Consider the following 22799-nt stretch of genomic DNA (forward strand, 5'->3'; position numbering starts at 1 on the left):
TGCAAGGGGAAATCGAGATGACCAAGCCGAGCACGGCGAGCACACACACAGTCCACACCGGCGTCGGTCCGCTGCGTCTGCTAAGCACCTGGATGCTGGGTCTGGGCGCGGCGATACTGGTCGCGGGATGCGCGGCACCGTCACCCTCGAATTCGGTCGCCCGGTTCGACCTCGGGCCGCCGACGATGCCGGCGGCCGCGGGAGCCGCGGGAAATCCGGCCGTCGCCGACGTGGCGGGTGCCCCGCGTCTCGCGCCGTTGAAGGTGGTGGTCAGTGCGCCGAGCTGGCTGGATACCGAGATGATCTATTACCGCCTTCCCGCTCGCGATGGCGACCAGGCGCGCGTGTACGCGAACAGCCGGTGGCTGGCGTCTCCCGCTCGGCTCTTCGGCGACCGCCTGCGTGCGGCGCTGTCCGTCGACCATCCGGTACTGGCTGCCGGTGATCCGACCGCGGCGCCCGCGCTGCGTGTCGAGATCGAGGAGTTCGCACAGTATTTCGACAGTGCGTCGACCAGTCATGGGGTCGTGCAGATGCGCGCCACCCTGTTCGACGGCCCGAAGTTGCTCGCGCAAACCACGTTGCGCGCCCAGGCGCCCGCGGCGACAGCGGACGCCGCAGGGGGGGCGAAAGCCCTGGCAGCGGCGTGCGACGCCGTGCAGACGCAACTCATCCAGTGGCTCGCCGGGCGCGTGCCTGCGCCATCCGCGACAACGCGGGGGCCGGCCGAGTCGCATGCGACGCCGGCGTCGATGGCGCAGCCGGCGACTTCGGGTGCCGCCGCGCCCGCCCGATAGGCAGACGTCGCCGATGCCCGAGCCGGATGTCAAACCCTGGCAACGACGCGCGTCACCGCTCACGCGTCAGGCGCTGATCTGTCTGATTCTGCTGATCGCCTACGCGAGCCTGTATCCCTTCACGTTCCAGCGCGCGGCCGTCGGGCCGTTCGACTATCTGTTCGCCCCGCTGCCCCGCTGGATGACGATGTTCGACGTGGTGACCAATGTGCTGGGCTACCTGCCATTGGGCGTGCTCACGGTGCTGGCGCTGCATCCGGCCTGGCGGGGCGTGCGCGCGGTGATCGCCGCGCTCGTGCTCGGAGCGTTGCTCTCGTGCGGCATTGAGGCGTTGCAGACCTATCTGCCGACGCGCGTTGCCTCGAACGTCGATTTGGCGACGAACGCGCTCGGCGCGCTCATCGGCGGCGCGATTGCCGTGCCGCTCACCAGCCCGCTGCTCGATCGCGGATGGCTGCGACACTTGCGCTTTGCCTGGTTCGAGCGTCAGGCGAGCATGTTGCTCGTCTTGCTGGCGCTTTGGCCCTGGGCCCAGGCGTACCCGCAGCAGTTTCTCTTCGGCGACGGCGACCTCGTGCGCCAGATCTGGCTCTGGCAAGACCCGGACGTGACCGATCGCGTCATCGACTGGGTGCCTCGCCTCGGACAACTGCAGGACTATCTGTCCGCGCTCGATGCCGTGGCCAGCCATGCCTTGTGGGAGACGATCGTCACGGCATGTGGCACGGTCCTCGCAGGTCTGCTCGCCACGCTGGCAATGCGCCGCACGGCGCCGCGCGTGCCATTGCTGTGCGCCATGTTCGCGAGCGCGTTCGCGATCAAGGCCGTTGCCTCGGCATGGCAGTTCTCGGCGGCTCAGGCCTTCGACTGGGTGACGGCAGGGGCCGTCTACGGCATGGTCGTCGGCGGGCTCGTGCTGTTTCTGGCCGGCAGGGGGCCGCGCGCCTTGCGCGGTGCGGTCGCCCTTGCGGCACTCATCGTATTGCTGGTGCTGGTCAATCTGTTGCCCGCCAATCCGTACTATGAGGCCGCGCTCCAGTCGTGGCGTCAGGGGCAATACGTTCACTTCAATGTGCTCGCGCGCTGGCTCGCGTGGACGTGGCCCTACCTCGTGCTGATCTATCTGCTCGCCATGTTCGATCCGAGCCATCGCGGCCCGGCCCGCAGCGTCGGAACGTCGCGGTGACGGACTTTTTTCTTGCTTCGCAAGGGGGATACGCTCGAGTTTCACCGCGCATTGTTTCTGAATCTGCAATAGCGTATTGGCCCGTCGCCGGTTGGTCTCGGGCGCCATGAATCCTAAACTCCCATGTAAGGCACGCTGATATCCCGCGTGCCGCGACCGCCCGGCATCGACAGGCAGATTCCGGGCGTTTTTCATTGGCGAGGCAAAGATGAGTACCTGGGGATTGGCGTTTGCGCACAAGACACGGCAGCGCGTGCTGATGGCCGTGATCGCCGCCGCCACGGGTATCGAAATGCTCGAAAACGGCATGTTCGTGTTCGCGTCGTCGCACATTGCGGGCGGGGTCGGTGCGGCCCCCGAAGAGTACGCTTTCGTCTCCACCCTCTATGCGGTGGCTGGAATTCTCGTGATCCTCAAGCAGCGCTGGCTTGCGTCGCGCCTGGGGTACCGCACGTTCCTCGCCGGTGCGCTGACGCTCATGGCATTCGGCGCATGGCTCTGCGGCATGGCGCATACGCCGACGCAACTCGCCGTCGCCCGCTTCGTGCTCGGTCTGGGCGCGGGGTCGCTCTTCACCGCGAGCCGCATCCTCATCAACCTGTGCTTCGCCCCGGAATTGCGGCTGCGCGCACTGCTTTTCTTCACCTACGGCTTCTTCGGCGGACAAATCTCCGCACCGCTGCTCGCCAGCTATCTCGTCGACCACTTTCTATGGTCGTCGGTGTTCTTTGCGGTTGTGCCGATTGCGCTGGCCGGCGCGCTGGCTTCGTGGATCGTGATTCCTGATTTTCGCGAGCGTTTGCGCGACGAGGGCGAATTCGAAATGCGCGGCATCGTGTTCTTTGCGGCAGGCGTGTTGTTCGTCGAAGTAATGATGCAGCGATCGCGGTTCGACTTTTTCTCCAACCCGCTGCATCTGCTCGAACTGTGTCTGGTCGGGGCGATCTGCGCGATCGGCTACATGTGGCATCAGTACTCGCACCACAAGCCGCTGATCGACTTTCGGGTACTGGTGCGCAACCCGGTCTACGTGCTTGGGTTGGGTGGCTACGCCGTGTATTACTTCTTCTCGTATTCGACGTCGTATCTGTTCCCGATCTACATGCAACGGGGGCTGAACTGGAGCGTCGAGCACACCGGATATCTGCAGGCGGTGGCGTCGGTCACGAGCCTGGTGGTGGCCGTCATGTACACCCTGGCGCGTCCGAAGTTCGTGCAGCTCAAGCCGTTTGTGCTGATCGGGTACCTGTGCCTGCTCGGGTATGCGTTCCTGCTTTCGCAGACGTACCCGGGTGTGTCGAGTCAATGGCTGATCCTGCCCATGGTGCTCAGTGGGCTCGGCGGCGTGTTCGCCATGATCCCCATCGCGGAGCTCACGTTTCGCGGCATGGACGAATACGTTTTCCAGCATGGATATCAGACGAAGAACATCGTGCGCCAGTTGGTGAGTTCAATGTCCGTGTCGATGATGGCCGTGCTGATGCAGGATCGTCAGGCGGTGTTCATGCATCAACTCACGCCGGCGATGACGCCACTCAATCCCGCCTACAATGCCGCGGTGTCGCAGGCGCAGCAGGTGTTCGGCGCAAGCGTGGATGCGACGACGGCCGGGCACATGGCATCAGCCTGGGTGGGTAATCTCGCGTCGCAACAGGCGCTGGTACTCGCCAGCGTGAATGTGTTCTTCGGTTTTGCATGTCTTGCCGGGTTTTGCGCGTTGTTCATGGCCGTGCAACGCCGGCTTCGGTGAGCACGGCGGTCTCCGCACGCGCGGGGCAGGTCGGTTAGAATGGGCCGCAATACGCGAACACGTTGCCACTTCCCGATAGCCCCGACATGGCCACCCAGCCGCAGTTCTACAAGCATCACGTCTTTTTCTGCCTGAATCAGCGCGAGCCCGGCGCCGACCGTCCGTCGTGCGCAAACTGCAATGCGCAGTCGATGCAGGAATACGCCAAGAAGAAGGTCAAGCAACTGGGCCTCGCCGGCCCCGGCAAGGTCCGTGTGAACAAGGCCGGATGCCTCGATCGCTGCGAGCAGGGCCCGGTCGTGGTGATCTATCCCGAGGGGACCTGGTACACCTACCTCGACGAGTCCGACATCGACGAGATTGTCGAAAAGCACTTGGTGCAGGGCGAGATCGTCGAACGCCTGCTGATCGACTGATCCGGCCGCGGCTTCGACCGCTCCAGGTCCCGCCGCGTGTGTCCGACACCGAACTTCCCGAACCGGCTCGCCCGCTCCCGCACCCATTGGCGCAGCGCGGGCGCTGCCGCATCCCAGACCTCACATCGCCATGAACGCTCAGACTGAACGCTTCACCATCGACGGCCCGGTCGGGGCCATCGAAATCGCCATCGACCGACCGGCCGGCGCGCCGCGCGGCATCACGCTGGTCGCCCATCCGCATCCGCTGTTCGGCGGCACGCTCGACAACAAGGTTGCCCAGACCCTCGCCCGCGCTTTCGTGCAGTTGGGTTATGCCGTGGTCCGCCCGAATTTTCGCGGCGTGGGGCAATCGGCGGGCGAGCACGACAAGGGCATCGGCGAGCGCGACGACTTGCTCGCCGTGATCGCGTGGATGCGCCGACAGCCCGGCTGGGACGCGCTGCCGCTCGCGCTTGCCGGTTTTTCGTTCGGCACGTTCGTGCTCTCGCACGTCGCCAAAACGCTCGAGGCCGCCGGCACGCCGGCCCAGCGGCTGGTGTTCGTGGGTACGGCCGCGAGCAACTGGGACGTGGCCGACGTGCCCGCAGACACGCTCGTCATTCACGGTGAAGTGGACGACACCGTGCCGCTGCAGTCGGTGCTCGACTGGGCGCGGCCGCAGAAGCTGCCCATCGTGGTCATCCCGGGCGGCGAGCACTTTTTCCACGGTCTGTTGCCCCTGCTGAAACAGATCGTGGTCGACGCGTGGCGTCATTGATACATCGCCGGCGAATTTTGCCGGATTTGGGGCGCCCGGGCGGTTGGCGCTGGGGTGTCGAAATCATGGCGGGTATAATTCGCCCCTGAACCTTGTCATGTCCCTCGGGGTCTATGTCCCCGACAGGCATGGCACCGGCACTTCGGTGTCGCTGTCTTCGTCGCCGTATCGCAGGCCCGCCGGAATGCCGGTGCAATGCCAACGCAATGCCAACGATGCGGCGCTTCTTCAAGCGCAGATGCTCCTGAGTCTCACTTCGTCCTCCTCTTCGCCCATGAAATTCAACGCTTCGCTGTCCCGTGCCGCCGCCGCTGCGGCGCTTGTCGTTTGCGGCTCGCTTGCAACGCTTCCCGCCCGTGCCCAACAGATCCCGCCGCCGCCGATGACGGCCAAGGCGTGGACGATCGTCGACGTGACCAGCGGTCAGGTGCTCGCGGCCGGAGACGCGGAGGCTCGCGTGGAACCGGCATCGCTCACGAAGATCATGACCTCGTACCTGATCTTCGAAGCCTTGCGCGACAAGCGCATTTCGATGGACCAGACGGTGATTCCAGGGGAGTCGGTCCGCAAGGTCGGTCGTGACGAATCGCGCACCTTCATCGAAGCCGGCAAGCCGGTCACGGTGCACGATCTGGTCTACGGCATGATCATCCAGTCGGGTAACGACGCCTCGATCGCGCTGGCCGAACTCGTCGGCGGCTCGCAGCCGGGCTTCGTCGAACTGATGAACCGTGCCGCGCAGCGCATGGGCCTGAAGAACACCCATTACACCAACGTCGACGGTCTGACCGACCCGCAGCACTACACGACCGTGGCCGACATTGCCACGCTGTCGACGCGTCTGATCCAGGACTTCCCCGAGTACTACAAGATTTACTCGGAGAAGAGCTTCACGTACAACAACATCCGCCAGCCGAACCGTAACCGTCTGCTGTATCTCGATCCGACCGTCGATGGTCTGAAGACCGGCCACACGAAGGAAGCCGGCTACTGCCTCGTGTCGACGGCGTCGCGTCCGATGCCCGGTGCCGCCGGCGTGAACCGCCGCGTGCTCTCGGTCGTCGTGGGTGAGCCCACCGAGCGTGCGCGCGTGCAGGACAGCCTCTCGGCGCTGAACTACGGCTATCAGAACTTCGACACGCTGCGCGTGTACGCCGCGAATCAGGTCGTGGCCACGCCCAAGGTGTGGAAGGGCAAGGAAAGCGAGCTGAAGATCGGTGTGAAGAAGGACACCTTCATTACCGTGCCCAAGGGCATGGCCGACAAGATCAAGCCGCAGCTCGAACTGCGCGAACCGCTGATCGCTCCGCTGGCGAACGGCGCGCAGGTGGGCACCGTCAAGGTCATGGCCGACGGCAAGCAACTGGCCGAGTTCCCGGTCGTGGCGCTGGCCGACGTGCCTCAGGCCAGTTTCATTGGCCGCGCATGGGATGCGCTGCGCTTGATGTTCGTGAAAAAGTAAGCCCCATGGACAACCCCACTGTCTGGCTCAACGGCGAGCTGATCGCGCTCGCCGATGCGAAGATTTCCGTACTCGATCGCGGTTTCCTGTTCGGCGACGGCATTTACGAAGTCGTGCCGGTCTATCACGGCAAGCCGTTCCGTCTTGCGCAGCACCTCGACCGGCTCGAGCGCAGCCTCGCGGAGATTCGCATCGCCAACCCGTACACGCGCGCCGAATGGGAGGCTTTGTTCGCGCGCCTGTCGGCCACGTGCGCCGCCGACCCGCACAGCATCTACGTTCAGGTTACGCGGGGCGTGGCACCGCGTCAGCATACGTTTCCAAAGGACATCGCTCCGACCGTGTTCGGCATCGCAACGCCGCTCACGCTGCCGGGGCGCGAAAAGGTGGAGCACGGCGTGGGGGCGGTCACGCACGAGGATCGCCGCTGGCTGAACTGCCACATCAAGTCGACCTCGCTGTTGGGGAACGTGCTGATGGCGCAGTACGCCGCCGATCACGAAGTGCAGGAAACGATCCAGTTCCGCGACGGCAATCTGACCGAGGCGTCGTCGAGCAACGTGTGGGTCGTCAAGGGCGGTGAAATGTTCGCCCCGCCGCGCGATAATCGAATCCTCGAGGGCATCCGTTACGGTGCGCTCGAGACGTTTGCGCGCGAGTGCGGCATTGCGTTCCATGAGCGTCCGGTCAGCGAGGCGGAAGTGCGTGACGCCGACGAACTGCTCATCACGTCGGCCACGAAGGAAGTGCTCGCCGTGGTCACGCTCGACGGCAAACCGGTGGGCGACGGCAAGCCGGGCCCCGTTTTCCGCGCGCTCTACGCGGCCTATCAGCGGGCCAAGGAGGCACTATGACGACGGAAAAGAAGGAAAGCCTGCTCGAATTTCCGTGCGACTTCCCGATCAAGGTCATGGGCGCGACGCAGGACGGTTTCGCCGACGCCATCGTGGCGCTGCTGCGCGAGTTTGATGCGCAGTTCGATTCCGCCACCGTGGAAATGCGTCCGTCGAGCTCGGGCAAGTACCTCGGCCTGACGGTCACGGTGCGCGCGCACTCGAAGGCGCATCTCGACGACATTTATCGTGCACTTACCGGCCATCCGATGGTCAAGGTCGTGCTGTAAGCGGCGTGGTCAGGGCGAGCCCGGCGCGTATGCGGGGCTCGCGCATCGGGATGTTGCGCCCGTGGCGCCTCGTGCGCGCAAGGTACCTTGGGTGCCTGCGGCGCCTGGGGTGTCTAATGTCCTCGCCGCGCCTGATGCGCCGATAAGCACTTCACGCGTGTGTGGGTGCGCCGTCGTCGGGCGGCAACGCGGGGGCGGCGTCGAGGCCCATTCGCCCGCCCGCCGTGGCGGCAATGTCGGCCGCCAGCGCCGCGGGAGTCGGCTGCGTCGGACGGCGCTGCATGTGCTTCACCGATTCGAACGCCGCCAATTCCTCCAGAAACCACGTCCGGAACGCCTGGACGCGCTGCGTTTCCAGCACCGCTGGCGGGCAGACGAAGTAGTAATCCCACTCGCACGGCGTGTCCACGTCGGAGAGCCGCACGAGCCGGCCCGCCATGATGTCGCCCACGGCGAGAGAGCGACGTACGAGCGCCACGCCCTGACCGACGATCGCCGCCTGCGACAACATCCCCGAGTCTTCGTACATCATGCCTTGCGTCGGTTCGGGCAGCTCGAACCCGGCGGCCGCGAACCAGGGCGCCCAGGGCTCTCCCTCGGAGCGAAGCAGTGTGCTGCGCCGGAACTCCTCGGCGGTGTGCGGCAACTGCCCCCCGTTGTAGACCGGGCTGCAAGCCGGAAAGAACACGTCGTCGAGCACCTTCTCGATGTGCAAGCCGGGCCAGTTGCCCTTGCCCATGCGCAGCGCGACGTCCACGTCGTCGCGTTCGAAGTCGATCAGGTGCGCGCTGCAACGCAATTCCACTTCCAGCTCGGGATGACGATCGATGAAGCGCCCGATGCGCGGCGTGAGCCATCGACTGGCGAACGACGGCATGGTCGTGAGCACCAGGCGCCGCTCGCTGCGCGTGCCCGCCTGCAATTTGCGCGTGGCTTGCGCGATATCGTCGAGCGCGGCGCGGATCGACGTGGCGTACTGGCGTCCCGCTGGCGTGATGCTGATGCGCTTGCCGTTGCGTGCGAAGAGCGTGGTGCCGAGCTCCTGCTCCAGCGCGCGGATCTGGTGGCTGATGGCGCCGTGTGTGACGAACAGCTCCTCCGCGGCGCGGGAGAAACTCTCCAGGCGGGCAGCCGCCTCGAAGGCGCGCAAGGCGCTCAGGTTGGGAAGTCTCCGAAGGTCCATGTGAGCCCTATTCGCAAGGCCGTGAAAATATGTCGTTTGGTACGGCGCTTGGCAGTCCCTATGATTCAGTCATTGTCTCGCACTGAGTGGGGGTCGTAAAATGCAAAACAATTTGACAAAGGTGCAGTACTTCTACGGTATTCGTCCGGGGGAAGTCATCGCCCTCGACCTGCACCACGAGCATACGCTGGTTGCGCGCGGATCGGCGGTTTGGGTCACTCGGGCAGGCGATCCGCGCGATTATTGGCTGATGCCCGGTCAGCGGCTTGCCGTCGAGCCCGGGCGCCGCTACTGGATCTCCGCCGATGCCGACGCCGAAGCGGCGCTCGAGCGCGAGGTAGCGCACCGCTTCCCGCTCGTTCGCGTGCTGCGCAAGTGGCTCGCCGGACGGCGTGCGGCGCGTGAGGCGAACTCCTGCACGGCGGCAGCCTGAAGCGTAGCGCACGTCGGTCCGTCGACGCCACGCGCTCCGAGGCGAAATTCGCCGGGGAGCGCGTTTTTCGTCTCAGGCACTGGTGCCGTCACGCCCGATATGTCAATCGAATTCACAACAAGGCGCGCAATAATCCGTTCGAAAGCCGTCTATAGCACGTCAAAATCAGAGAAGTCCCTGCCTGATGACCCGAGCTTCATCTCCCGCCCCCATGTCGTGCCCACCGCAGACCGACACGCCGTCCCGTCACGTTCAGGCCGACGAGCGCCTTGGCCGCCTTTTGATGATTGCCGCCATGGTGATCTCGGGGACGATCGGTTACTTCGTGCTGATGTCGGGGCAACCGGCGCTCAACGTCGTGTTTTTCCGGTGCCTGATCGGGGCGACCAGCCTGTGCGCCTGGTGCGCCTGGCGTGGCTACTGGCGCGGCCTGCGCATGGCGCGCTGGCAAATCGTGAATGTGACCCTGGGCGCCATTACGCTCGTGTCGAACTGGTATTTCCTGTTCACGGCGTACCGGCTGACCTCGGTCGGCATCACGACGGTCGTCTATAACGTCCAGCCGTTCCTGCTCGTGCTCGCGAGCGTGGTCGTGACCCGCGAGCGCCCGTCGATGGCGACCCTGGGATGTCTGGGCGTGGCGTTTGCCGGGCTGGTGATTCTGGCGGAGCCCGGCGGCGCGCACGGTCAGGGTTACCTGCTCGGCGTGGCCAGCGCGCTCGCCGCGGCGTCGCTTTATGCGGCGACCACGCTGTTTACCAAGAAACTGGCGGGCACGATCCGCCCGGAGATCATCGCGGCGCTGCATATGGTCATTGGCGCGGTCGTTTTCGTCTGGATGGCCGATTTCCGCCATCTGCCTTCGGCACCGCGCGAGATCGGGGCTATCGTGACGCTGGGGCTTTTCCACACGACCTTTATGTATTTGCTGCTCTACGGGGCGTTTCAGAAGGCGTCGACATCGAGTCTCGCGGTCTTCGGCTTCGTTTATCCGGTCGTGGCGGTGGCGGTCGACTTCCTGGCGTTCGGCATTGTGTTGCATCCGACGCAGTGGCTGGGCGGCGTGATGATTCTGCTCGCCGCCGGCGGATACGCTCGGGGGATCGGCGCGCCTGCGGTGCGAAAGGTCGCCTGACGGCGCGCGGAGCACGCCATCGGCCAGCGGGAAGGCCAATCGGCGCAAACGGGGCGGTGGACACCGTTGCGCCCGGGCAACACCGGCCGCGGACGCCCTTGTGGCGGGGCTGCGAGCAAGACTGTGCCGGTTTCGATAAAATTGCGGGCATGACCTCCCCGATCGAAGTGTGCTGGCGCGGCACCGAAGACTACGCCACATCGTTCGACGCCATGCGTGCCTACACCGACACGCGCGGCCCGCACGGCCCCGACCAGTTCTGGATCGTCCAGCATCCGCCGGTCTACACGCTCGGACTGGCCGGCGATCCGGCCCATCTGCTCGTCGCCGACACCGGCATTCCGCTCGTCAAAGTCGACCGTGGCGGCCAGATCACATATCACGGCCCCGGTCAGGTCGTTGTCTACCTGCTCGTGGACTTGCGTCGGCGCAAGCTCGGTGTGCGCGAAATGGTGCGTTTGATCGAGCAGGCAGTGATCGACACCCTCGGAGCGTATAATCTCGAGGTTGAGCGCCGGGCCGGCGCACCGGGCATCTATGTAAGTCCCGGTGACGGCACCGCAGCGCATGCCGGTGCGAAAATCGCCGCGCTTGGATTGAAGATCCGCAACGGATGCAGCTATCACGGCGTGTCGCTCAACGTCGCCATGGATCTGCGTCCGTTCGAGTGGATCAACCCGTGCGGCTACGCCGGTCTGCAAACCGTAGACATGGCCACGCTGGGCGTGGCACCCCGCTGGGACGAAGTGGCCGCGCGACTGGCGCAGCAACTCGGTCATCACCTCGAACAGCACACCGCGACGGCCGTCGCCGCGCCGACTTCCGGCGCAAACGCCGCCGCCTGAATGGACGTCTGGAAAGCCCCAACATGACCACCGTGACTCAGAACGACAACGCGAACAAGGAAGTTCGCACGATCGACGGCGAATACGACGCCACCGCCAAGCAGAAGTCGCAAGCCAAGACGGCGCGCATCCCGATCAAGATCGTGCCGGTCGAGCGTCTGAAGAAGCCGGAATGGATTCGTGTGAAGGCGGCCACGCATACGTCGCGCTTTTACGAAATCAAGCAGATCCTGCGCGAGCACAACCTTCACACGGTGTGCGAAGAGGCGAGCTGCCCGAACATCGGCGAGTGCTTCGGCAAGGGCACGGCCACGTTCATGATCATGGGCGACAAGTGCACGCGCCGCTGCCCGTTCTGCGACGTCGGCCATGGCCGCCCCGATCCGCTCGACGCCGATGAACCGCTGAACCTGGCGAAGACCATCGCGGCCATGCGTCTGAAATACGTGGTGATCACGAGCGTGGATCGCGACGATCTGCGCGACGGCGGCGCCCAGCATTTCGTCGACTGCATCCGCCACGTGCGAGAGCTCTCGCCGCAAACCCGCATCGAGATTCTGACGCCGGACTTCCGCGCCCGCCTCGATCGCGCGCTCGGCATTCTCAATGCCGCACCGCCCGATGTGATGAACCACAACCTCGAAACGGTGCCGCGCCTATACAAAGAAGCGCGTCCGGGTTCGGACTACCAGCATTCGCTCACGCTTCTGAAGGAATTCAAGGCGAAGCATCCCGACGTCTCGACCAAGTCGGGCCTCATGGTCGGCCTGGGCGAAACGGACGAAGAGATCCTCGACGTGATGCGCGATCTGCGTGCACACAACGTCGACATGCTGACCATCGGTCAATACCTCCAGCCGTCCGAGCACCATCTGCCGGTGCGCCGCTACGTCACGCCGGACACGTTCAAGATGTTCGAGGAAGAAGCCTACAAGATGGGCTTCACGCACGCAGCCGTGGGCGCGATGGTGCGTTCGAGCTATCACGCGGACGTGCAGGCACACGAAGCCGGGGTGGCCGACGCCATTTGAGCGGGCGCGCGGCCTGCTCGTTATTCGATCTTGCCCAGATCGGCCATCGTGAAGTCGCGCGATTCACCGTCCCAGTTTCGAAGATCGATGAATCCGAGCCCACCGGGCACCACGCCAAAATCCGGATGTTCGGTGTAGTGTGCGCCGCCATTGGTGTGGATGATCGTAGGCTTGCCCGGGGCGCTGATGCCCACGCCCTGTTGTAAAAGGACGTACTGACGCGACCTCACGGCTTGGATGAGTCGATCCTGATTTGCGCCCTCAATGGTCGGCATGAACATCAACGTCGGTCGGATTTCGTTGCCTTCGCCATGCACGAGTGGGCCGGCCGAAGTCAGTTGAAAGTACGCACCGAGCCCGACTCGATACTCGGTGGTCCAGAGGAGATTGATCCAGCGCTGGAAGCCTGGAACGCCGCTGAGCGTCTCCTCCAGAGCGGCGCCTGGCGGAATGCGCAGCCCCATGCGCTCGTACGAAAAGATCACGCGGTAGTCGTTATTGACGAGGTATTCCGGATACTTCTCAAAGAGACTTTTCGCGACCGCGATGGTCTTCTCGGCGCTCGCGCTCAGCATCGTCATCTCCAACGTCGCGCCCCAAAGACCTGGTGACAGTTCACTGACGTTCATCGACCCTTCGACGAACGATCCGGCAAACCGCGGCTCGTGTATCAGCTTCGCATTGTCATCCTCGATACCCGCCTTCGGTGGCGGACGTCCGGTCGACCGCGGAAACGAGAGATCCACAAGTGAGATCGCATTCGAAGTGCTGTGCATGGTCATGACGTTCTCCTGTTCGTGTGCGCCAGATCGGCGCGATGTGGTTCGAATCTATATGCCGAAGTCATATTGCGCACCTGTATACGTTGACAGGCACGTTGGCCCGGGCTCGGACTGCCATCTAAGCCCGGCGCTGCCTGCCGGTGGGTCAGTTGGTTTACGTGGCGTCACACGCCGCGCCCGCTTCATGACGTGATACGCGCCACGATGACATGGGTGCGAGGGCAAAAGCGTTTCAAATTGCCGCCATCTGCCGTGAACGCCGCGTAAATTTCGTTTCGCCGCCGACATCCCCGGCTTCGCGCTCCCGAAATATGTTGTAACAAGCCGTGCCTTGTCGATGCCTGCTGGTTGTTTCAAAATATTCGAACCTTGTTTTGCTTGGCAAAACAATGGGCTCGCCACGGGCTTCCGGCGAGGGGAAGTCACGGATGCACGCAAGGAGAGGGCATGTCCCGTCAGGTCACCGAGGGCCGGTATTTTGTGGAAGCACCGCAAAGGGGCTCGGCGGGCTGCGGAAAAGACCTGCCGCTGGTGATCGACGCGCCGCACAGCGGTCACGTGTTTCCACCGGATTTCGACACCATCGCGCCGACCGCGGCGATTCTCGCGTGTGGGGACGCCCACGTGGACGAACTGTGGTCGGTCGCCACCCATCACGGCGCGACGCTTGTCGCCGCCCTGTTTCCCCGGGCGTACATCGACCCGAATCGCGCCGAGCACGACATCGATCCCGAATTGCTCGCGAGCCTGTGGCCGCACGACGCGCGTCCGCAAGCCTACAGCGAACGCGGCGTCGGACTGCTGCACCGCTTCGCCGCACCCAATGTGCCGCTGTACGACCGGCGGCTGACGGTGGCCGAAGTCGAGCGCCGCATCCATGACTACTACCTGCCGTATCGACACGCGCTGCGCGATGCCCTTGATGCGGCCTGGCAGCGCCACGGCGTGGTCTGGCATCTGGACTGTCATTCGATGAGCTCGCGCGGCGGCGCGCTGGACCCTGACGCCGGCATGTCGCGCCCCGACATCGTGGTGAGCGACGGCGACGGCACCACGGCCGACCCGGCGTTCTCGCGCTGGGTCATTGCCGCATTGACGCGCCTGGGCTATCGGGTGGCCTACAACACGCCCTATCGCGGTGGCGATCTGGTGCGCCACTTCGGGCGCCCGGCCGAGCGGCGCCACAGTGTGCAGATCGAACTGAGCCAGGCGCTTTACCTGAACGAATCGCACGGCGAGAAGCATGACGGTTTCTCGACGCTGCAATCGCAACTGGGCCAATTCGCGGCGGCACTCGCCGCCTATGCCGAACAACATAGCGAGGAAGTTTGATGGACTACACAGTCGCTTCGGTCGACACGGCGCTCACGCTGCTGTCGCTGGTCGGGGAATGCCCCGGCCTGGGTGTGACGGAACTGGCGCAGCGCGCCGGTCTCAACAAATCACGGGCGTTTCGTCTGTTGGCGACGCTGGAACAACACCGCTGGGTGGTGCGCGAGGGGAGTCCGGTGACCTATGTGCTCGGCGCGCAGGCGCTGGTGCTCGGCGTGGCCGGGCACGAGCAGGTGAATCTCGTGAAGGTGGCGCATCGTCACCTCCAGTCCCTTAACCGGGCGCTCAACGAAAACATCCAACTGCGCGTGCGCGATGGCCTCGAATCGCTGTGCGTGGCGCGCGTCGAATCGACGCACGAACTGCGCGTGCACGGCGTGGTCGGCAATCGCCGACCGCTGTACGTCGGCGCCTCGGGACGCGTGTTGCTTGCGTTCGCCTCGGATGACGTGCGTGCGCAGGTGCTCGGCCGACCCCGCAAGCGATTCACGGCCGGCACGCTCATCGAGCGAGACGAACTGGCGGCCGAGTTGCTCAATGTGCGACGTCAGGATTGCGCCGTGAGCTTCGGCGAACTCGCCCCCGAGGCAGTGTCCGTGGCCGTGCCCGTGCGCGACGCCTCTGGTGAGGTCATCGCCTCCCTGTCGGCTTCGGGACCTTCGTCGCGCATGACGCGTGCCCTGCTGCCCGATATCTCGTCGCGCCTGTCGGCATGCGCCGCCGAAATCTCCGCTGCCCTCGGTTACCAGACGCCGGTGCCGGAAGCCCTTTCGGCCTGACGCCGGCAGCACGCCGCGTTACCGCGACACACCCCGGCCGCCGCCGGGGGGGGGGCTCCTCGTCGCGTCGCCCGATTTTCCGGAAATCCAGAATGACTGTCCGCCGGTTTTCTGGATTTCCGTATTGCTGACTATCGGGTTTTCCTCAGTTTGACACTTTAAAATCAATGACTTGTGTCATTGGCATAGGTTTTGCTTTATTGGTCGTGTGCTGCCGCGTTGTCCGGGGTGCCAACGGAAATCCGGAAAAATCAGGCAAGCCGATCCAATAAGAGAGGAGACCCTATGTTCAAGCAATGTCTTGCCGCCGCAGCGCTGTGCGCGGCCTCGCTACACGCTTTCGCCGCCGACGATCTGGTGCGTCTGGGCAACCTGAAGTTCGCTCACTACGGTGCGGTGTCGTACATGAAGGTGATCGGACCCAAGTACGGTCTGAAGATCGAGGAGCGCATGTTCGCCAAGGGCGTGGACATCATGCCGGCGATCGTGGCGGGGCAAATCGACGTGTCGGCAAGTGCGCTTGACGCCGCCATCGCGGGTCGTGCACAGGGCGCGCCGATCTATGCCGTGGCCGGCTTCGCGAAGGGCGGTGTGCGCCTCGTCGCGAAGAAGGGCGAATCGATCACCAAGGTGGCCGACCTCAAGGGCAAGAAGGTGGGCGTGGCCCGTGGCGGCGCTCAGGAACTGATTCTCTACGCCGAGCTGGCCAAGGCCGGTCTCACGTGGTCGGATCAGCCCGGCAAGGACGTGCAGATCATGTTCATGGCGTTCGCCGACCTGAACCAGGCGCTCGCCGCCGGCAGCATCGACGCCATGTGCCAGTCCGAGCCGCAAGCCTCGCAAGCCATCAACAAGGGCTTCGGTGTGGAAGTGCTCAAGCCGTACGACACGCCGATCGGCGAGCCGGTGCGCGCGCTCGTGATCACCGAGAAGCTCTACAAGGAAAAGCCGGACGTCGCCCAGCGCCTGATGTACGCGTTCGTGGAGGCGACCGACTACTTCATCAAGAATCCGCAAGCGGCCGAGAAGTACGTGCGTGAGGACATGTTCAAGAACCAGATCACGTCGCAGGATTTCACCGACGCGATCGGCAACTCGCCGTATAGCTACGACCTGAGCCTCTCGCATGTGCAGCTCACGACCGACCTCATGAAGAAGTACGGCGTGGGCAAGCTGCAGGATCCGGTGCCGAAGGCCAGCGACTGGGTCAAGCTCGACCTGCTCGCCAAGGCCAAGGCCAAGCTCAACATCAAGTAAGGCGGGGCGCACGGATGGCCGCTGTCCTTGCTAATTCGGGCGTCTCGCGCGCCACGCGAATCCTGCGTGGCGTGCTGATTCCGCTCGCGGTCCTGGCGCTCTGGCAGATCGTCACGGGCCTCGGGTGGATCAACCCGATCATTCTTCCGTCACCCCTGGCCGTGGTGGCCAAATGGTGGCAATACCTCAAACCGACCGTGACGATGGCCGAGGGCTTCGGCGCGTGGCTGCAATCGAGCGAGTTGCTCATGGACGCCACGCACAGCCTGTACCGCGTCGTCATGGGCTTTCTCGCGGGCACCGTGATCGCATTGCCGCTGGGGCTGCTCATGGGCACGAGCACGCGCGTCTACGGCTTGTTCAATCCGCTGGTGCAGGTGGTGCGGCCGATCCCGCCGATCGCCTACATTCCGCTGGCCATTCTCTGGTTCGGCCTGGGCAACCCGCCCGCGTTCTTCCTCATCGCGCTCGGGGCGTTCTTCCCGGTGCTGATGAACACGATCGCCGGCGTGCGTCATGTCGACGGCATCTACCTGCGTGCCGCGCGCAACCTCGGTGCGAACCAGTTCACGATCTTTCGCCGCGTGATCATGCCGGCGGCCACGCCTTACATTCTGTCGGGTGTTCGGATCGGCATCGGCACGGCTTTCATCGTCGTGATCGTGGCCGAGATGATCGCCGTGAACAACGGCCTGGGCTACCGCATTCTGGAAGCGCGCGAGTACATGTGGTCGGACAAGATCATCGCCGGCATGCTCACCATCGGTCTGCTCGGCCTGGTCATCGATCTGGGCATGGATCGCCTCAACAACCACCTGCTCAAGTGGCACCGTGGTCTCGAAACCAAGTGAGGCGAACGACATGCTCATCGAAATCGAACACGTCAACAAGCAGTTCCCCATTCCCGGCGGCGTCGTCGACGCGCTCAAGGACATCGACCTGAATATCGCCGCGGGCGAGTTCGTCTGCCTGCTTGGCCCCTCGGGTTGCGGCAAGTCGACGCTGCTCAACGCGCTGGCAGGCTTCGTGCAGCCGAGCTCGGGCACGATCCGCATCGACGGGCGCGCCGGTGCGGCCGCCGAGCCGGGCCCGGATCGCGGCATGGTGTTCCAGGAGTACGCGCTGTTCCCGTGGATGACCGTGGCGCAGAACATCGCGTTCGGGCTGGAGATCAAGGGCATGAAGCGCGCCGAGATCAACGAGCGCGTGGACCTGCTGCTGGGCAAGCTCAACCTGCGCGAATTCCGCGACCGGTTTCCGCGCGATCTGTCCGGCGGCATGCGCCAGCGCGTGGCGATTGCGCGCGTGCTCGCGCTCGACAGCCCGATCCTGCTCATGGACGAGCCGTTCGGTGCGCTCGACGCGCTCACGCGCCGCACGCTGCAGGACGAGCTGCTGCGCATCTGGGAGGAGTTCAGGAAGACGATCATTTTCGTCACGCACAGCATCGAGGAGTCGATCTATCTGGCCGACCGGGTCGTCGTCATGACGTACCGGCCGGGCACGGTCAAGCAAGACGTGGTCATCGAACTACCCCGTCCGCGCGACACGGCGGGCAGCGAATTCAACGAACTGAAGAAGACGTTGGCCCAGATGGTGATGGAGGAGCAAATGCGCTTTGCGCAAAGCGAGATTCGCGGCGTCACCGCGGATTGATAACAAGGGCGGTGGCTTGCCCCGCCGCCTGAAGAGGAAACGACATGCAAACCCAGACCAAGAAACCCTTTTACCGCATCCTGTACGTGCAGGTGCTCATCGCCATCGTCATCGGCGTGCTGCTTGGGCACTTCAAGCCCGACCTTGCCGTGCAGATGAAGCCGCTCGGCGATGCGTTCATCAAACTGATCAAGATGATCATCGGTCCGGTGATCTTCTGTACCGTCGTGACCGGCATCGCCGGCATGGAAGACATGAAGAAGGTCGGCCGCGTCGGCGGCAAGGCCCTGATCTACTTCGAGATCGTCTCGACGCTCGCGCTGATCATCGGTCTGGCCGCGACTCACATCCTTAAGCCGGGTGCGGGCTTCAACGTCGACATCAACTCGCTCGATCCGAAGGCGATCGCCGGCTATGCCGCGAAGGCGGCACATGGCGAGACGTTCGTCGACTTCCTGCTTCACCTGATTCCGAGCACGATCACCGACGCGTTCGCCAAGGGTGAAATTCTGCAGATCCTCGTGATCGCGATTCTGTTCGGCGCCGCGCTGGGCGCGATCGGCGAGCGTGGCCGCGTGGTCACGAACTGGATCGACAGCGTGTCGGGCGTGCTCTTCCGCGTGGTGCACATCATCACCAAGGTGGCGCCGCTGGGCGCCTTCGGTGCGATGGCCTTCACGATCGGCAAGTACGGTATCGCCTCGCTGGTGCCGCTGGCCAAGCTCATGGGCACGTTCTACCTCACGGCGTTCCTGTTCGTGATCGTGGTGCTCGGGCTGATTGCCAAGTTCACCGGCTTCTCGATCTTCCGCTACCTCGCTTATATCAAGGAGGAACTGTTGATCGTGCTGGGGACCAGCTCGTCGGAAGCCGCACTCCCGCACCTCATGGAAAAGATGGAGAAGGCCGGTTGCTCGAAGTCGGTGGTCGGTCTGGTGATTCCGACCGGCTACTCGTTCAACCTCGACGGCACGAACATCTACATGACGATGGCGGTGCTGTTCATCGCGCAGGCCACCAACATCGACCTGACCTGGGGCCAGCAGCTCACGCTGCTCGCCGTGGCGATGCTGACCTCGAAGGGCGCCTCGGGCGTGACCGGCGCCGGCTTCATCACGCTGGCCGCCACGCTCGCCGTGATTCCGACGATCCCGGTGGCCGGTATGGTGCTGATTCTCGGTATCGACCGCTTCATGAGCGAATGCCGCGCGCTGACGAACCTCGTCGGCAACGGCGTGGCCACGATCGTCGTGTCGGCCTGGGAGAAGGAGCTCGATCGCAAGAAGCTGGCCGACGCGATGGCTGGCAAGCAAGGTCCGGAGCTGGCCTGACGGCCGGCGGCAGCGGCGGCCAGTGCGGTGCGCGACTCGGTTCGCGCGCCGGCGCCGGCCGGACATGAAACCCGCTGCCACACCCACGTTCGCCACCGGGCGGCGCGGCACAGGCACAATAGCGCCTGAGCTTCGCCGCCCGGTGGTCCTTCGGTACCCAGCGCCCCAATGGCCACCCTGTACGACACCCTGATCCGCGCATGCCGCCGCGACTCGCCCGCGAGTGCCGCCGACGCGCGCGCGAGGTCACCGGATCGCCGGCGCGACGAAGTCCCCATCGAACTCGAGAGGACCGTGCCGATGCGCCGTTGGTCGTGGATCGTCGTCATGCTGTTGGCGAGCGTCCTGTTCTGCTGGTTGACTTACGCCCTGAGCTGGCAGCGCGGCGTGGCCGATCTGCGCGTGAATGCCGGCGCGCGCGTCGAGCGCTATGCCGGAAGCCTGCGCAGCACCGTCGACCGCTACGAATTCCTGCCCTACCTGTTGTCGCTGCACCCCTATGTGCACGATCTGCTGCGCAATCCCAAAGACCGCGCGGTCGTGCAACGCGCCAACGATTATCTGTTCGATGTGAACCACCGCGCCAAGGCCTCGGCCGCCTACGTGATCGATGCCAATGGCCTCGCCCTGGCAGCGAGCAACTGGCGCGAGAAGGCCACATTCGTCGGACAGGAGTACCGCTTCCGCCCGTATTTCATCGACGCTATCAAGGGCGCGCTCGGCCGGTTCTACGGCGTGGGCACCACCTCAGGCGAGCCGGGCTATTTCGTTTCCCAGCCGATCCTGGTGGATGGCGCGATTCGCGGCGTGGTCGTCGTCAAGTTGAATCTGGAATGGTTCCAGCGCGCGGGCGCCGACGCCTCCGAGCCGGTCGTGGTCGCCGACGATCACGGCGTGGTGTTCCTGTCGTCGGAGCCGCGCTGGCAGTACCGCTCGCTTGCACCGCTCTCTCCCGAGGTGACTGCGGCGCTCAACAGCACGCGCCAGTATTACAACCAGCACATCACGCCGCTGGCATGGCACGAGGATGAGCGGCTCGACGCCGACGGCGAGGTGGTGACCGTGCGCGACGGTCGCGGCGCGGGCAGAAGCCGGCGCTTTCTCGCCGTGCAGCGCAAGCTGGGAGAGCCGAACTGGACGCTCATGTACTTCGCCCCGCTCGATCAGGTGATCGCCAATGCACGGATCGCGGCGGTGGCCGCGGCGTGCCTGGCGGCGTTCACGTGCTTGCTGGGCGTGGCTTGGAATCAGCGTCGCCAGCGGGTGCGCGACATGCTCAAGAGCCGGGAACTGCTCCAGGCCGCGTACGCCGAGCTGGGCGAGCGGGTGGCCGAGCGCACGGCGGACCTGCAATCCGCGAACGAGCGATTGCAGACCGAAGTGCAGGAACGCTCGCGCACGGAGCACGAATTGCGCGAGGCGCAGAGCGAACTCGTGCAGGCGTCGAAACTCGTGGCGCTCGGACAGATGGCCGCCGGCATCACACACGAGCTCAACCAGCCGCTCTCGGCACTGCGCAGCTTCTCCGACAATACGCGCGTGCTGCTCGAGCGCGGTGAACACGACGCGGCGCGCGAGAACCTCGAGGCCATCGCGTCGCTGACCGATCGCATGGGCAAGATCACGGGACAACTGCGGCTGTTCGCCGGACGCGCGCGGCGCGGCGACTCGGAGGCATCGGTGCGGCGCGCGCTGGAAAATTCGCTGATGTTGCTGCGCGGGCGGCTGGCCGGCATCCAGGTCGCCACCATGTTCGCCGACGGTCTCGACGACGTGCAGGTCGCCTGTGAAGGCTTGCGTCTGGAGCAGGTGCTCATCAATTTGGTGGGCAATGCCATCGACGCCGTGCTGAGCGTGTCGGGCACGCATGCGCCGCCGTCGATCTGGATCGATGTCGACGCCGACGCGCAATGGGTGCGCATTTACGTGCGCGACAATGGGCCGGGCATTTCGGAGGCACATATGCCGCGTCTTTTCGAACCGTTTTTCAGTACCAAGGAGGGCGGGCAGGGCATGGGGCTCGGACTCGCCATTTCATCGTCCATCGCGCAGGAGAACGGCGGCCAGCTGGTGGCGCGCAATGTTCCCGGCGGCGGTGCCGAATTCCTCGTGACGCTGCGCCGCGTACAGCGCAGCACCAGTGCAACCCTCGCATGATGTACAAGAACCTCCAGATCCTTTTTGTCGAAGACGACGAACTCGTGCGGCGCGCCACGCTGCAAAGCCTGCAACTCGCCGGCCTCGACGCCTTCGGGCTCGCATCGGCCGAGGCGGCGCGCGAGCGCATCACGCCGGACTTCGCCGGTATCGTCGTGTCCGACATTCGCCTGATCGGCATGAGCGGGCTGGAGCTGCTCGCGCACCTGCGGCAGCACGCGCCGGAAGTGCCGGTGATCCTCGTGACGGGCCATGGCGACATTTCGATGGCGGTGCAGGCCATTCGCGACGGCGCGTACGACTTCATCGAAAAGCCCTTCGCGCCGGATCGTCTGATCGAGTCGGCCAAGCGCGCGCTCGAAACCCGCAAGCTGATGCTGGAGAACCAGGCCCTGCGTCGCGAACTGGCCGAGCAGGGCGGACGGGCGTCGCGCATCATCGGCCGCAGCCCGTCGATCGAGACGCTGCGCACGTTGATTGCCAATGTGGCGATGACCGACGCGCCGGTGCTCATCAACGGCGACACCGGAACCGGCAAGGAGCTGGTGGCGCGCAGCCTGCATGAATTGTCGCGTCGACGCGATGCGCCGTTCGTCGCACTCAACTGCGGGGCGTTGCCCGAAGCCATTTTCGAGAGCGAGATGTTCGGCCACGAGGTCGGCGCGTTCACCGGCGCGGCCAAGCGTCGTATTGGCAAGCTGGAGCATGCCTCGGGCGGCACGCTGTTTCTCGACGAGATCGAGAGCATGCCCGCCGCGTTGCAGGTCAAGCTGCTGCGCGTGCTGCAGGACGGCGTGCTGGAGCGACTCGGGTCGAATCAGTCGATTCGCGTCGACTGCCGCATCGTGGCGGCAGCCAAGGGCGACATGGAGGCGCTCGTGCGCGCGGGCACGTTCCGCCGCGACCTGTACTATCGGCTGAACGTGGTCACGCTCGCCTTGCCGCCGCTGCGCGAGCGCCGCGAGGACATCCTGCCGCTGTTCGAACACTTCCTGCTCGACGCCGCCGTGCGTTACGGCCGCCCCGCGCCGGTGGTCTCGGACCGGATGCGTCAGGAGTTGATGCAGGCGGACTGGCCCGGTAACGTGCGCGAGCTTCGCAATGCGGCCGACCGTCTCGTGCTGGGGGTGGCGAGCGCGCCCGAGGGCGATTCGCTCGCACCCTTGCCGCTCAAGGAGCAGGTGGAACGCTTCGAGCGTGCGGTGCTGCAAGAAGCGCTGGAACACAGCAAGGGAAATGTGGCCGCCACGGCCGAGGCGCTGCACGTTCCCAAGGCCACGCTCTACGAAAAGCTCAAGCGCTACGGGCTGCAAACGCGCGGGCAGGGCGACGGGAGCGAGGGCGTGCGCTGAGGCGCCCAAAACGAAAAAGCGCCCCGAAGGGC

General features: G+C 64.8%; 22 protein-coding genes. 20 read left to right on the forward strand and 2 right to left on the reverse strand.

Annotated features, from left to right (window positions below):
• Positions 1 to 17: 17 nt before the first annotated feature.
• From W930_RS27090 to W930_RS0111395, 8 genes are all read left to right on the forward strand, one after another.
• Positions 18 to 797, forward strand: coding sequence for an ABC-type transport auxiliary lipoprotein family protein (locus W930_RS27090; RefSeq protein ID WP_158516325.1), 780 nt, complete (start codon positions 18 to 20; stop codon positions 795 to 797).
• 13 nt (positions 798 to 810) lie between these two features.
• Positions 811 to 1983 (forward strand): VanZ family protein, encoded by a 1173-nt coding sequence (locus tag W930_RS27095; RefSeq protein WP_048806809.1) that lies wholly within the window; start codon positions 811 to 813, stop codon positions 1981 to 1983.
• A gap of 208 nt (positions 1984 to 2191) precedes the next feature.
• Complete coding sequence (locus tag W930_RS0111370) at positions 2192 to 3733, forward strand: MFS transporter (protein ID WP_024788790.1); 1542 nt, start codon at positions 2192 to 2194, stop codon at positions 3731 to 3733.
• 86 nt (positions 3734 to 3819) lie between these two features.
• Positions 3820 to 4149: a ferredoxin gene (locus W930_RS0111375; RefSeq protein WP_023597856.1), complete on the forward strand. Its 330-nt coding sequence runs from the start codon at positions 3820 to 3822 to the stop codon at positions 4147 to 4149.
• Positions 4150 to 4279: 130 nt separating this feature from the next.
• The gene (locus W930_RS0111380) at positions 4280 to 4909 is read left to right on the forward strand and encodes an alpha/beta hydrolase (protein WP_023597855.1); all 630 of its coding nucleotides are present in this window, start codon (positions 4280 to 4282) and stop codon (positions 4907 to 4909) included.
• Between the two features lie 274 nt (positions 4910 to 5183).
• Positions 5184 to 6371 carry a D-alanyl-D-alanine carboxypeptidase family protein gene (locus W930_RS0111385; RefSeq protein WP_029754405.1) on the forward strand — a complete coding sequence of 396 codons (1188 nt, stop codon included), beginning with the start codon at positions 5184 to 5186 and terminating at the stop codon, positions 6369 to 6371.
• A 5-nt stretch (positions 6372 to 6376) separates the two neighbouring features.
• On the forward strand, positions 6377 to 7225 hold the full coding sequence (locus tag W930_RS0111390) for a D-amino acid aminotransferase (RefSeq protein ID WP_023872938.1): 849 nt from the start codon (positions 6377 to 6379) through the stop codon (positions 7223 to 7225).
• A complete protein-coding gene (locus tag W930_RS0111395; protein ID WP_024788789.1) occupies positions 7222 to 7494 on the forward strand; it encodes a DUF493 family protein in 273 nt (90 codons plus the stop codon). The genes W930_RS0111390 and W930_RS0111395 overlap by 4 nt, the downstream gene beginning before the upstream one ends.
• 151 nt (positions 7495 to 7645) lie before the next feature.
• On the opposite strand, the gene W930_RS0111400 is transcribed toward W930_RS0111395, so the two are convergent.
• Positions 7646 to 8677, reverse strand: coding sequence for a transcriptional regulator GcvA (locus W930_RS0111400; RefSeq protein ID WP_023872940.1), 1032 nt, complete (start codon positions 8675 to 8677; stop codon positions 7646 to 7648).
• 100 nt (positions 8678 to 8777) lie between these two features.
• Here W930_RS0111400 and W930_RS29155 point away from each other — a divergent pair, with 100 nt between their 5' ends.
• From W930_RS29155 to lipA, 4 genes are all read left to right on the forward strand, one after another.
• Positions 8778 to 9110 carry a DUF2917 domain-containing protein gene (locus W930_RS29155; RefSeq protein ID WP_023597850.1) on the forward strand — a complete coding sequence of 111 codons (333 nt, stop codon included), beginning with the start codon at positions 8778 to 8780 and terminating at the stop codon, positions 9108 to 9110.
• A gap of 184 nt (positions 9111 to 9294) precedes the next feature.
• Positions 9295 to 10245, forward strand: a complete 951-nt coding sequence (locus W930_RS0111410; protein ID WP_080685277.1) for a DMT family transporter — start codon at positions 9295 to 9297, stop codon at positions 10243 to 10245.
• A gap of 149 nt (positions 10246 to 10394) precedes the next feature.
• On the forward strand, positions 10395 to 11090 hold the full coding sequence (gene lipB / locus W930_RS0111415; RefSeq protein WP_023872942.1) for a lipoyl(octanoyl) transferase LipB: 696 nt from the start codon (positions 10395 to 10397) through the stop codon (positions 11088 to 11090).
• A gap of 23 nt (positions 11091 to 11113) precedes the next feature.
• Positions 11114 to 12121: a lipoyl synthase gene (gene lipA, locus W930_RS0111420; protein ID WP_023597847.1), complete on the forward strand. Its 1008-nt coding sequence runs from the start codon at positions 11114 to 11116 to the stop codon at positions 12119 to 12121.
• A 20-nt stretch (positions 12122 to 12141) separates the two neighbouring features.
• Here lipA and W930_RS0111425 read toward each other — a convergent pair whose 3' ends face one another.
• A complete protein-coding gene (locus W930_RS0111425; RefSeq protein ID WP_023597846.1) occupies positions 12142 to 12903 on the reverse strand; it encodes a hypothetical protein in 762 nt (253 codons plus the stop codon).
• A 447-nt stretch (positions 12904 to 13350) separates the two neighbouring features.
• On the opposite strand from W930_RS0111425, the gene W930_RS0111430 reads away from it, so the two are divergent.
• The 8 genes from W930_RS0111430 (at position 13351) to W930_RS0111465 (ending at position 22767) form a co-directional block, all read left to right on the forward strand.
• On the forward strand, positions 13351 to 14235 hold the full coding sequence (locus tag W930_RS0111430; protein ID WP_023597845.1) for an N-formylglutamate amidohydrolase: 885 nt from the start codon (positions 13351 to 13353) through the stop codon (positions 14233 to 14235).
• Positions 14235 to 15014 carry an IclR family transcriptional regulator gene (locus tag W930_RS0111435; RefSeq protein WP_023597844.1) on the forward strand — a complete coding sequence of 260 codons (780 nt, stop codon included), beginning with the start codon at positions 14235 to 14237 and terminating at the stop codon, positions 15012 to 15014. Before W930_RS0111430 ends, W930_RS0111435 begins: the two co-directional genes overlap by 1 nt.
• 285 nt (positions 15015 to 15299) lie before the next feature.
• Positions 15300 to 16271 (forward strand): ABC transporter substrate-binding protein, encoded by a 972-nt coding sequence (locus tag W930_RS0111440; RefSeq protein ID WP_023597843.1) that lies wholly within the window; start codon positions 15300 to 15302, stop codon positions 16269 to 16271.
• 14 nt (positions 16272 to 16285) lie between these two features.
• The gene (locus tag W930_RS0111445; RefSeq protein WP_023597842.1) at positions 16286 to 17122 is read left to right on the forward strand and encodes an ABC transporter permease; all 837 of its coding nucleotides are present in this window, start codon (positions 16286 to 16288) and stop codon (positions 17120 to 17122) included.
• A 10-nt stretch (positions 17123 to 17132) separates the two neighbouring features.
• Positions 17133 to 17927, forward strand: a complete 795-nt coding sequence (locus W930_RS0111450) for an ABC transporter ATP-binding protein (protein ID WP_023597841.1) — start codon at positions 17133 to 17135, stop codon at positions 17925 to 17927.
• A 44-nt stretch (positions 17928 to 17971) separates the two neighbouring features.
• Positions 17972 to 19258 (forward strand): dicarboxylate/amino acid:cation symporter, encoded by a 1287-nt coding sequence (locus W930_RS0111455; RefSeq protein ID WP_023597840.1) that lies wholly within the window; start codon positions 17972 to 17974, stop codon positions 19256 to 19258.
• Between the two features lie 168 nt (positions 19259 to 19426).
• On the forward strand, positions 19427 to 21415 hold the full coding sequence (locus W930_RS0111460) for a sensor histidine kinase (protein WP_023872944.1): 1989 nt from the start codon (positions 19427 to 19429) through the stop codon (positions 21413 to 21415).
• Positions 21415 to 22767: a sigma-54 dependent transcriptional regulator gene (locus tag W930_RS0111465; RefSeq protein ID WP_023872945.1), complete on the forward strand. Its 1353-nt coding sequence runs from the start codon at positions 21415 to 21417 to the stop codon at positions 22765 to 22767. Before W930_RS0111460 ends, W930_RS0111465 begins: the two co-directional genes overlap by 1 nt.
• Positions 22768 to 22799 lie beyond the last annotated feature (32 nt).

The organism is Pandoraea sp. E26, assembly GCF_000681415.1.
GTDB classification, from domain to species: domain Bacteria; phylum Pseudomonadota; class Gammaproteobacteria; order Burkholderiales; family Burkholderiaceae; genus Pandoraea; species Pandoraea pnomenusa.

Bases quoted from the DNA above. Each gene is read 5' to 3' on its own strand.
- W930_RS0111375 (WP_023597856.1), top strand. From the start codon at position 3,820: ATGGCCACCCAGCCGCAGTTCTACAAGCATCACGTCTTTTTCTGCCTG.
- W930_RS0111435 (WP_023597844.1), top strand. From the start codon at position 14,235: ATGGACTACACAGTCGCTTCGGTCGACACGGCGCTCACGCTGCTGTCG.
- W930_RS0111440 (WP_023597843.1), top strand. From the start codon at position 15,300: ATGTTCAAGCAATGTCTTGCCGCCGCAGCGCTGTGCGCGGCCTCGCTA.
- W930_RS0111425 (WP_023597846.1), bottom strand. From the start codon at position 12,903: ATGACCATGCACAGCACTTCGAATGCGATCTCACTTGTGGATCTCTCG.
- W930_RS0111410 (WP_080685277.1), top strand. From the start codon at position 9,295: ATGACCCGAGCTTCATCTCCCGCCCCCATGTCGTGCCCACCGCAGACC.
- W930_RS0111400 (WP_023872940.1), bottom strand. From the start codon at position 8,677: ATGGACCTTCGGAGACTTCCCAACCTGAGCGCCTTGCGCGCCTTCGAG.
- W930_RS0111445 (WP_023597842.1), top strand. From the start codon at position 16,286: ATGGCCGCTGTCCTTGCTAATTCGGGCGTCTCGCGCGCCACGCGAATC.
- lipA (WP_023597847.1), top strand. From the start codon at position 11,114: ATGACCACCGTGACTCAGAACGACAACGCGAACAAGGAAGTTCGCACG.
- W930_RS0111430 (WP_023597845.1), top strand. From the start codon at position 13,351: ATGTCCCGTCAGGTCACCGAGGGCCGGTATTTTGTGGAAGCACCGCAA.
- W930_RS0111465 (WP_023872945.1), top strand. From the start codon at position 21,415: ATGTACAAGAACCTCCAGATCCTTTTTGTCGAAGACGACGAACTCGTG.
- W930_RS27095 (WP_048806809.1), top strand. From the start codon at position 811: ATGCCCGAGCCGGATGTCAAACCCTGGCAACGACGCGCGTCACCGCTC.
- W930_RS0111385 (WP_029754405.1), top strand. From the start codon at position 5,184: ATGAAATTCAACGCTTCGCTGTCCCGTGCCGCCGCCGCTGCGGCGCTT.
- lipB (WP_023872942.1), top strand. From the start codon at position 10,395: ATGACCTCCCCGATCGAAGTGTGCTGGCGCGGCACCGAAGACTACGCC.
- W930_RS0111390 (WP_023872938.1), top strand. From the start codon at position 6,377: ATGGACAACCCCACTGTCTGGCTCAACGGCGAGCTGATCGCGCTCGCC.
- W930_RS29155 (WP_023597850.1), top strand. From the start codon at position 8,778: ATGCAAAACAATTTGACAAAGGTGCAGTACTTCTACGGTATTCGTCCG.
- W930_RS27090 (WP_158516325.1), top strand. From the start codon at position 18: ATGACCAAGCCGAGCACGGCGAGCACACACACAGTCCACACCGGCGTC.
- W930_RS0111450 (WP_023597841.1), top strand. From the start codon at position 17,133: ATGCTCATCGAAATCGAACACGTCAACAAGCAGTTCCCCATTCCCGGC.
- W930_RS0111380 (WP_023597855.1), top strand. From the start codon at position 4,280: ATGAACGCTCAGACTGAACGCTTCACCATCGACGGCCCGGTCGGGGCC.
- W930_RS0111395 (WP_024788789.1), top strand. From the start codon at position 7,222: ATGACGACGGAAAAGAAGGAAAGCCTGCTCGAATTTCCGTGCGACTTC.
- W930_RS0111460 (WP_023872944.1), top strand. From the start codon at position 19,427: ATGGCCACCCTGTACGACACCCTGATCCGCGCATGCCGCCGCGACTCG.
- W930_RS0111370 (WP_024788790.1), top strand. From the start codon at position 2,192: ATGAGTACCTGGGGATTGGCGTTTGCGCACAAGACACGGCAGCGCGTG.
- W930_RS0111455 (WP_023597840.1), top strand. From the start codon at position 17,972: ATGCAAACCCAGACCAAGAAACCCTTTTACCGCATCCTGTACGTGCAG.